The organism is Sphingobacterium sp. UBA6320, from assembly GCF_002440335.1.
Lineage (GTDB): Bacteria > Bacteroidota > Bacteroidia > Sphingobacteriales > Sphingobacteriaceae > Sphingobacterium.
Genome location: NZ_DJTA01000020.1, coordinates 208395 through 218026, shown reverse-complemented (window position 1 = coordinate 218026; position 9632 = coordinate 208395). Strand labels below are relative to the sequence as shown.

General features: G+C 36.4%; 8 protein-coding genes and 2 rRNA genes. 6 read left to right on the top strand and 4 right to left on the bottom strand.

What is annotated here, in order from left to right:
• Window positions 1-19: 19 nt before the first annotated feature.
• From rrf (B3P23_RS13235) to B3P23_RS13215, 5 genes are all read left to right on the top strand, one after another.
• Window positions 20-131: ribosomal RNA gene (gene rrf / locus B3P23_RS13235) — 5S ribosomal RNA — on the top strand.
• 80 nt (window positions 132-211) lie between these two features.
• Window positions 212-323, top strand: a 5S ribosomal RNA gene (gene rrf / locus B3P23_RS13230).
• Window positions 324-533: 210 nt separating this feature from the next.
• On the top strand, window positions 534-1592 hold the full coding sequence (locus B3P23_RS13225; RefSeq protein WP_293926742.1) for an efflux RND transporter periplasmic adaptor subunit: 1059 nt from the start codon (window positions 534-536) through the stop codon (window positions 1590-1592).
• A gap of 10 nt (window positions 1593-1602) precedes the next feature.
• The gene (locus B3P23_RS13220) at window positions 1603-4680 is read left to right on the top strand and encodes an efflux RND transporter permease subunit (RefSeq protein ID WP_094771711.1); all 3078 of its coding nucleotides are present in this window, start codon (window positions 1603-1605) and stop codon (window positions 4678-4680) included.
• 1 nt (window position 4681) lies between these two features.
• The gene (locus B3P23_RS13215) at window positions 4682-5986 is read left to right on the top strand and encodes a TolC family protein (RefSeq protein WP_094771710.1); all 1305 of its coding nucleotides are present in this window, start codon (window positions 4682-4684) and stop codon (window positions 5984-5986) included.
• Between the two features lie 35 nt (window positions 5987-6021).
• On the opposite strand, the gene B3P23_RS13210 is transcribed toward B3P23_RS13215, so the two are convergent.
• From B3P23_RS13210 to B3P23_RS13195, 4 genes are all read right to left on the bottom strand, one after another.
• A complete protein-coding gene (locus B3P23_RS13210) occupies window positions 6022-6411 on the bottom strand; it encodes an SRPBCC domain-containing protein (protein WP_153197376.1) in 390 nt (129 codons plus the stop codon).
• A gap of 218 nt (window positions 6412-6629) precedes the next feature.
• Complete coding sequence (gene coaBC / locus B3P23_RS13205; RefSeq protein ID WP_045755479.1) at window positions 6630-7841, bottom strand: bifunctional phosphopantothenoylcysteine decarboxylase/phosphopantothenate--cysteine ligase CoaBC; 1212 nt, start codon at window positions 7839-7841, stop codon at window positions 6630-6632.
• A 20-nt stretch (window positions 7842-7861) separates the two neighbouring features.
• Window positions 7862-8191 (bottom strand): DNA-directed RNA polymerase subunit omega, encoded by a 330-nt coding sequence (locus tag B3P23_RS13200; RefSeq protein WP_045754029.1) that lies wholly within the window; start codon window positions 8189-8191, stop codon window positions 7862-7864.
• Window positions 8175-9116: an outer membrane protein assembly factor BamD gene (locus tag B3P23_RS13195; RefSeq protein WP_045754028.1), complete on the bottom strand. Its 942-nt coding sequence runs from the start codon at window positions 9114-9116 to the stop codon at window positions 8175-8177. The genes B3P23_RS13200 and B3P23_RS13195 overlap by 17 nt, the downstream gene beginning before the upstream one ends.
• A gap of 227 nt (window positions 9117-9343) precedes the next feature.
• Here B3P23_RS13195 and B3P23_RS13190 point away from each other — a divergent pair, with 227 nt between their 5' ends.
• Window positions 9344-9625 (top strand): NifU family protein, encoded by a 282-nt coding sequence (locus B3P23_RS13190; RefSeq protein ID WP_045754027.1) that lies wholly within the window; start codon window positions 9344-9346, stop codon window positions 9623-9625.
• Window positions 9626-9632 lie beyond the last annotated feature (7 nt).

The window sequence follows — 9632 nt, the reverse complement described above, 5'->3', positions numbered from 1 at the left end:
TATGACTAATAAAAACATTTTAGGTGCCTATATCGGCGGTGTCTACCTCTTCCCATTCCGAACAGAGCAGTCAAGCCCGCCAGAGCCGATGGTATTGCCGTAACAGGTGGGAGAGTAGGTCGGTGCCTTTTTTTATACAAATAGCCTTGTTGAAAGGCTATTTGCTTTTAAATCTGATTTGTTTATATCAACATTGTTGATTCAAAATATTTTAGGTGTCTATATCGGCGGTGTCTACCTCTTCCCATTCCGAACAGAGCAGTCAAGCCCGCCAGAGCCGATGGTATTGCCGTAACAGGTGGGAGAGTAGGTCGATGCCTTTTTTTATACGAAACCACTAGCACATAATGCTAGTGGTTTTTTGTTTTATTACACTTTTCTGAACGGTAATCTAAACCATATCTTTTATAATAATCATATTTATTCTGTTATTATCATAACAATATTACGAAAATCTACTTTTTTAGTCGTTTAATTTTTATAAACTTGAATATTGAAATGCATTTACGCATTTTGACATGCTATACTCGATTATGAAAATTAAATATATTGTCATTGCGCTATTAGTACTTGTATTTGGATACTTGATTTGGCAACGAATTGCGACCAATAAGGAAAAGGAGGCTACTCCTAATGCAGGAAAAGGAAAGACAGGTGATATGGCTGTATATGGTACAGTTATCTTTGCTGAATCATTTGCTGATAACCTTAATCTTACAGGAACAATAGAACCGGATGAACAGGTTGAGATTCGCTCGGAAGTTTCGGGTCTGATCGATCAATTGAATTTTTCTGAGGGTAGTCGCGTCAATAAGGGGGCTGTATTGGTCAAGATTGTAGCGGCTGATTTATTGGCGCAACTGGAACAGGCTAAAACGAGGACTCAATTGACATCTGAAAATGAAAGAAGAGCAAAATTGTTATTAGAGAAAGAGGCGATCAGCCAAGAAGAGTATGATATCGCTAGGGCTGATTATAGAACAGCAAAGTCTCAAATAGCTTTTATTGAAGCTCAGTTATCTAAAACCTATATTCGTGCTCCTTTTTCTGGTACAATCGGTCTAAGATCAGTATCGAAAGGGGCATATATCACACCAACATCTCCAATTGCAAAACTGGTCAAATCTGACCGTGTTAAACTTTCTTTTGCTATTCCAGAAAAGTATGTGAATAGAGTGTCTGTAGGTCAACGAATTTCTTTTAAAATTCCGGAATCTAAGGAAACTTTTGAGGCTAAAGTTTTTGCAATAGATCCATCTGTTGACTTAACGACTAGAACTTTATTGATCAAAGCTATCGCGGAAAATACACATAATAAATTTGTACCTGGTGTATTTGTGAATGTTATATTGCCACTGGAAAGTATTGACGATGCATTAATGGTTCCGTCGGAAGCCTTGATACCGATCCAGAATGGTAAAAAAGTTTTTGTTGTCAAAGAGGGTAAAGCAAGAGAAGTGATTGTCGAGACGGGAGGAAGAACTAAGGATAAGGTGAATGTGTTGTCGGGTTTAATGAACGGTGACACTGTTTTGACTACAGGAGTAATGTCGCTTAAGAACGATGTTAAAGTGAAGGTTACATTACGTTAGTTGTTTTTTTATGAGTTTGTCTACAACAAGTATTAAGCGTCCTGTTTTAACGATTGTATTAAATTTGATGCTCATCTTATTTGGTATCATTGGTTATACTTATCTTGGTGTTCGTGAATTTCCATCCATAGATCCTGCTCAGATATCGGTGAGAACAAGTTATGCTGGAGCAAATGCTGATATTATCGAATCACAGATAACTGAACCCTTAGAAAAAGCGATTAATTCTATTGATGGTATTCGAAATATTTCGTCTTCGAGTAATCAAGGTACGAGTAATATAACAGTTGAGTTTAATTTAGGCAAGAATTTAGAGGAAGCGGCCAATGATGTGCGTGACAAAGTCTCTCAGGCAGTGAGAAGCTTACCTCAAGATATTGATGCTCCTCCTGTGGTATCGAAAGCTGATGCCGATTCGGAACCCATCATTACGATGACTGTTCAAAGTTCTGAGAAGAATATTTTGGAATTATCGGATTATGCCGAGAATACCATTTCACAGAGGCTTCAAACAATCCCAGGTGTCAGTTCTGTCCAGATATGGGGGCAAAAGAAATACGCTATGCGATTATGGTTGGATCCCGTAAAATTAAATTCATATGGCGTCACCGTATTGGATGTGAGATCTGCTCTAAACCTTCAAAATGTTGAACTACCCTCAGGAAAATTGACAGGCTCTAATACGGAATTGACAGTAAAGACTATCGGAAATTTAGCTTCAGAGGATGAGTTTAATGATATCATCATAAAATCTACAGGAAATAGTATCATTCGGCTAAGTGATGTCGGAAAGGCTGCTCTGGAGGCTGAGAATTTCGAAACGAAAATGTCGGATTCGGGACTGCCCATGTTGAGTATGGCGGTCATTCCACAGCCGGGTACCAATTATTTAGAAATTGCGAAGAATTTCTATAAAGAATTTGATCAATTGAAAAAGGATCTCCCTGAGGATATTGTGATGAAAATAGCACTTGATAATACATTATTTGTCAAACGTGCTGTTCTGGAAGTGGCCGAAACATTACTAATTTCTGTTGTTTTGGTTGTGTTAATTATCTTCTTGTTTTTTCGAAATTGGTCTATTGCATTTCGACCACTAATTGACATTCCAGTATCTTTGATTGCAACATTCTTTGTGATGTATCTTTGTGGATTTTCCATCAATGTATTAACATTATTGGCGATTGTACTGGCAACAGGTCTAGTGGTAGATGATGGAATTGTGGTAACAGAGAATATATTTAAAAAGGTAGAAGAGGGGATGTCTCCTATTCAAGCAGCAATAAAAGGATCTAATGAAATTTTCTTTGCTGTGATATCCATTTCAATTACACTTGCAGCAGTGTTTTTACCTGTTGTCTTTTTAGAAGGATTTGTAGGACGGCTCTTTCGAGAGTTTGGGATAGTTATTGGGGCAGCTGTACTTATTTCGGCTTTTGTTTCCTTAACATTGACACCGATGTTAAATGCTTATCTGATGAAAGGTGGTGAACAGAAAAAGACTAAGTTTTATGATAAAACGGAACCTTATTTTGTTGCATTAACGGATGGATATGCCAATTCTTTGGTCAAATTCTTGAAAAAGCAATGGTTAAGTTACCCCATCATATTAGCTTGTTTTGCGCTTATCTACTTATTCTTTAATTTATTACCCAAAGAGACAGCTCCTTATGATGACCGTAGTTACTTAACTATGCGTGTTACAGCTCCGGAAGGTGTATCATACGATTATATGGATCGTTTTATGACTGAATTAACGACATTGGTAAATGATTCGGTTCCTGAAAAAGATGTCAGTTTGGTTATTACTTCTCCTGGATTTGGATCTGCTGCGGCTAACAGTGGTATTATACGCCTTGGTTTAGTGCAGCAAGAAGATCGAAGTAGAACTCAAGCTGAAATTGCTCGTGATTTATCTCGATTGACGCGTTCTTCTTCGGAAGCTAAGGTCTCTATTATGGAACAGCCAACGATTTCAGTAAATCGAAGAGGTGGACTACCTGTACAATATATTATACAGGCACCAAATTTTCAAAAATTGGAAGAAAAGATTCCTGAATTTATGGATGCTGTGAATGATGATCCTACTTTTTCGATCACTGATGTTAATTTGAAATTTAATAAACCCGAAGTATATGTGAATATAGATCGGGAAAAGGCCTTGAGTTTAGGTGTTTCTATTTTGGACGTTGCACAGACGCTGCAGATGTCTCTTTCAGGGCAGCGATTTGGTTATTTTATGATGAATGGCCGACAATACCAAGTGATAGGTCAGTTTGATAAAAAAGATACGAGTACACCATTGGATCTTGCTTCTATATTCGTTAAGAATAAAGATGGTGAGTTAATTCAATTGGATAACATTGTGAAGATTGAGGAACAGAGTAGTCCGCCGCAGCTGTACCACAATAATCGTTATATGTCAGCAACTGTATCTGCAGGTTTAGCTCCAGGAAAGAGTTTGGGAGAGGGAATAGAAGCAATGGATCGTATTAAAGCAAAGGTACTAGATGAGACCTTTACCACTGATTTAGGTGGTGAGTCTAGAGATTTTAGAGAGAGTGGATCAAATACCATGTTTGCCTTTGGCTTAGCTCTCTTATTAATCTATTTAATTTTGGCGGCACAATTTGAAAGTTTTATAGATCCCTTCGTTATTATTATTACAGTGCCACTTGCCGTGGCAGGTGCCTTATTTTCGCTTTGGTTATTTGGGCAATCATGGAATATCTTTAGTCAGATTGGCACAATTATGTTAATAGGATTGGTGACAAAAAATGGTATTTTAATTGTGGAATTTGCCAATCAGTTGCGAGAAGATGGTAAATCGAAATATGAGGCTATTATTGAGGCTTCTGCTGGACGATTACGTCCGATCTTGATGACTTCGTTGGCGATTGCACTTGGAGCATTACCGATCGCATTATCTCTCGGAGCAGCCTCTACAAGCCGAATAGGAATGGGAGTCGTGATCGTAGGGGGAACATTGTTTTCCCTTGTGTTGACGTTATTTGTTATTCCCGCGATCTATTTAATGTGGTCTAGAATAAAGAAACACAATCCTGAATTGTCGAATATTAAAGATTAATATGAATAAGATTTATTATTTATTAGCCCTGTTTTTTATTCCAATGTGCAATGCTTTTTCGCAAAATGTACTAACTGCTCAAGATGCAGTAACTATAGCTCTGGAAAATAATTTTGATGTATTGCTTACAAAAAAGGATGTTATTATCGCGCAAGAAAATGCGACGTATGGGAATGCAGGGATCTTACCCAACCTTACAGCAAATTTTACTCAAAATAATAGTAGTCAAAATTCTAAACAAACACAGATTACAGGTGAAGTTAGAGAATTGGAAAATGCAAAGAACAATAGCATGAATTATGGGGTTAGTCTAGGCTGGACCATTTTTGATGGATTTGGAATGTTTGCGCGATATGAAAAATTAAATCAATTGAAATCAAGGAGTGATCTGGAGTTGAAATCTGTTATTTTAACAACGGTGGGTGATGTGTTAAACATGTATTATACGATCGTTTTAGAAGAGAATTTATTGCATACGATAGATTCTTCTATCGCCATTTCTAACGATCGTTTAAAAACAGCTGAAAACCGTTTTCAAATTGGAAAGGCTTCAAAACTGGAAGTCTTGAATGTTCAGGTAAACTTAAATGAAGATCAATCCTTGAGGTTAAAAAAACTGGAAACAATTGCTAATTTGAAAACGGAGTTAAACCGATTAATGGCAAGGGATTTAACAATAGATTTTGATGTTGAATATCAATTTCAGTTTAATGAAAATTTGCAAATCAATGCCTTATTACAAGAAGCCAGCGATCAAAATATCGATCTTCAATTGATCAAATTGGATAAACGCTTAGCCGAATTGGATCAAAAGGATGTCCGTTCAAAACGACTACCGGTGGTTAGACTCAATTCGGGATATAACTTTTCTTCATCAGAATCGAGTTTAGGGTTTGTTTCTCAATCTAACGCTAGAGGTTTGACTTATGGTGTAACTGCATCTTTGAATATTTTTGATGGATTTAATCAACGAAGGAGTGAACGTGTCGCTAAGCAAATGGTAGAAAAAGCTTCTATACAAATTGAAAGATCGAAAGAGCTTATCAATGCGACTATTTTGAAAGCATATCAAAGTTATATGACCAATATAAGCTTAACGAAATTGGAAGAGCGAAATGAGAAAATCGCTAAACAAAATTTAAATATAACTTTAGATAAATATAAGATAGGTACGATCAGCGCCGTTGAATTTAGAGACGCTCAGGAAAACTATGTCAATGCCGTGAGTAGGCTAAAGGAGGCTAATTACCAAGCAAAGCTTTCTGAGATAGGGCTAAAAGAACTTGTTGGCAACTTAGACTTGTAAGATTTAACAAGGGCACTAAGAGCCTAAAAGGCTGCTTAGCGTCCATCTTCGGTATAGAAGTCTAGGAGAGAACTCATATAAGGATCGTCCCAGCCATCTACGATATCAGCATAGTCTTCTTCTGGTATGTTAGTATGGTTAATTTCAATGGAAGTTCCCTTCTTGTGGTCATGTAGCTTGATCGTCACTATAGATTCGGACTCCTGCTCACCAAAATACCATTGTTGAACAATTTTCTTATTCGGGTCTAATTCGATAAATTTTCCTGTAATGGCACCATCCCACATCGAAAATTCGCCGCCGACAACTGGATTGATTTCTACTAAGTCTCCTGTCCAAAGACGTATGGTAATGTCGGTCGTCAAAGCTAAGTAGATCTCTTCGGGCTCTGCAGGTATTATGTAATATTTTTTGAAATCTTTCATATGAACAAAAATACATTTATTATAATTGAGAGTATCAATCTATTTTAATCTTTTCTGTACTGATAGAGAAATGAAAAAACAAAATGTGAGCCTGATCGAGTAAGACAAGTTTTTTGTAGAGTCTATTATGGATCGTATATCAGCAATAATCACTGTTAAGGAGCTGCTACGAGAACTATTTACTAGCTATAATCCCAATGGAGCAATGGAGGATAGGACTAATTTGAACTTAAAATGGGATGATGTACGATAAGTTGACAAATATCTTTTGCCACTTCTTCTTTTGATTTTAAGGTATATTCCTGAATATGTTCAGAGCGATCGATCACTGTTACTTTATTTGTATCTGTGGCAAAACCAGCGCCTTTATCTTGCATGGAATTGAGAACGATCAGATCTAAATTTTTACGGATTAATTTGCTTTTTGCATTTTCAACTTCATGATCAGTTTCAAGTGCAAAACCGATTAAAAGTTGCTTTTCCGTCTTTCTTTTTCCAACAGTTGCTAAAATATCCGTTGTTTTTTTGAGTGATATAGAAAATTGATCTTCTTTCTTTTTAATTTTTTGAGTTGCGACTTCAATGGGAGTGTAGTCAGCAACTGCTGCGCTCATAACAATTATATCGGACTGAATGAAATATTGCTCAACAGCTTCAAGCATTTCTTGAGCAGAGGTAATTAATATGCGATGCACATTCTTTGGTGTCTCCAAAGCAGTTGGACCACTAATTAAGGTTACATGTGCTCCCAATTCTGAAAGTTGTTTTGCTAATGCATATCCCATCTTGCCACTGGAATGATTTCCGATGAATCTGACAGGGTCGATCGCCTCATGGGTTGGTCCAGCAGTTACTAAAGCCTGTCTGCCGATTAAAGGTAAATCAATGGAGAGGTTTTTTGTAATAAAATGAAGTATTTCTTCGGGCTCGGCAAGTCTTCCTTCTCCAATTAACCCGCTCGCTAGTTCTCCATTTCCAGGATGAATTAATGTGTTTCCATAAGACTGAAGTAGTCGAATGTTATTTTGAGTCGAAGGATGTTTCCACATGTCTAGGTCCATTGCGGGAGCAATAAAAACAGGACATTTAGCTGATAAATAGACTGCCGTTAATAAGCTGTCGCAGATACCATTTGCTAATTTTCCAATGGTATTAGCTGTGGCAGGAGCTACCAGTATAAGGTCAGCTTTTAGTCCGATATGGACATGATTATTCCATTCCCCAGTTTTAGGGTCGAAATAATCGATTAAAACGGGGTTATTTGAAAGTGTTGACAATGTGAGCGGGGTGATAAATTCTGCCGCCTCTTTTGTCATTATGATTTGAACATTTGCTTTTTCTTTGACTAATAATCTTGTCAGATGTGCAATTTTGTATGCGGCAATACTGCCGCATACAGCAATTACAATATTTTTATCAGCTAAGCTCATATCCATTTAGATAAGGCAAGTTATTCTTGCTCTTTTGCAGGATTTCTGAAATAAATCTTATCGTGTAAGAATTCGTCAATTGCAATAAGAGTAGCTTTTGGCATACGCTCATAGTGTTTTGAGATTTCAATTTGCTCACGGTTTTCGAATACCTCTTCTAAGTTATCATTGTTAGTAGCAAATTCTGCAAGTTTGCCATTCAATTCTTCTTTGATGTCAACTGAAATTTGATTAGCACGTTTGCTGATCACTACGATTGACTCATAAATATTGTCAGTAACGATGTCTAATTGTCTTAAATCACGTGTTACAGTTGAAGTTGCTACAGTGCTGTTATTTTTTTGACTCATTGTTTTGGGTATTATCTTTATTATCTTTATTATCTTTTTTTTCTCTCGCGGCTTTTCTTTCTTTCTCTTGCTCTGCGATTGCTTTATTTACTGTTGCCATATAGGCTGTAGCAGCTTTCATTTTCTTTTCAGCATTATCGCGAATGGATTCTGCTTCTTTCAAATATTTACTATTTGGAAATGCCATTGCCAATGAACGATAATAATCAATCACTTCAGCATAGCGATCTGCCTGTTTAAAAGGTGTACTTTGATTGGCAAAATTATACTGAGACTTTAGCGTAAGGTACTCAATTTCTTCCGCATATTTAGTATCTGGATATTCTTTCAATACATTTTGTAATGCGATTACTGCTGCTCTATAATCATCATTTAATCCCATGTCATAGAGAAGCTTAGCATTTGAAAAGGCTTTAAATTCCAATTTGTCACGAAGCTTTTGAATTAAATCACCAGCTTCTTTTGCTCTATCTGACTCTGGATACAAGTTGACAAATAATTGTAATGCATCAATTGCTTTTCTTGTATTTTCTTGATCTAAACTAGATCTAGGAGAATCGAGGTAATAACAATAAGCAGACATAAAACGGCATTCTTCAGCTCTTGGACTATTCGGATAAACATCTGCGAAGTCTTTAAAATGATAGCGTGCTGATGTGTAGTCTTTCAGTCTGTAGTTTGCAAAAGCTGTGAAATAATAGAGATTCTCTGCTTCTGCTTGTCCTCTAAATTTACTTCTCAAATCTTCAAACAATATTAAAGCTTTGCTATATTTCTTATTTTCGTATAATTTGACTGCCTCTTCGTATTTCTGGGCGATGTTATTGCTTGCGCGCAACTTCTCAAATTTACTCTTACAGCTACTGAATGATACCAATAACAAAATTCCGGCACATAAAGCCGCTATACGCCTATTTAAAAACATTTTACAAAGATAAGTGAATTTGTAATACTAATCAATTAAATTTTTATGTTGCAATATAGTGCATTAATGAATGCTAAACAACGAAATACTTTCATATTAACTTTTTTTAACCTCTAGCTAAAGCGCAATTATTATTGTCATTTTCATGTTTAAAAACGATATGAATCGATTTGTCATCATTTCATTTTGGTAAATTTTGATTATATTTACATTCAAATTGTTAAAGTATGACATTAAAAGAAAGAGTTGAGCAAGCATTGGATACGATTAGACCTTATTTGGAAACTGATGGTGGCGATGTTAGTGTGGAAGAAATCACAGCAGATAATGTTGTTCGTCTAAAATTATTGGGCGCATGTGCTTCATGCTCGATGAGTATTATGACTTTTAAAGCGGGCTTAGAGCAAGCGATTAAGAAAGCTGTTCCTGAAATTACAGCGGTAGAGGCGATCAATATTACCGACATCAATGATCCTAATGCTACCTTACCAACGCCTAAAGCCTTATAATTGACGG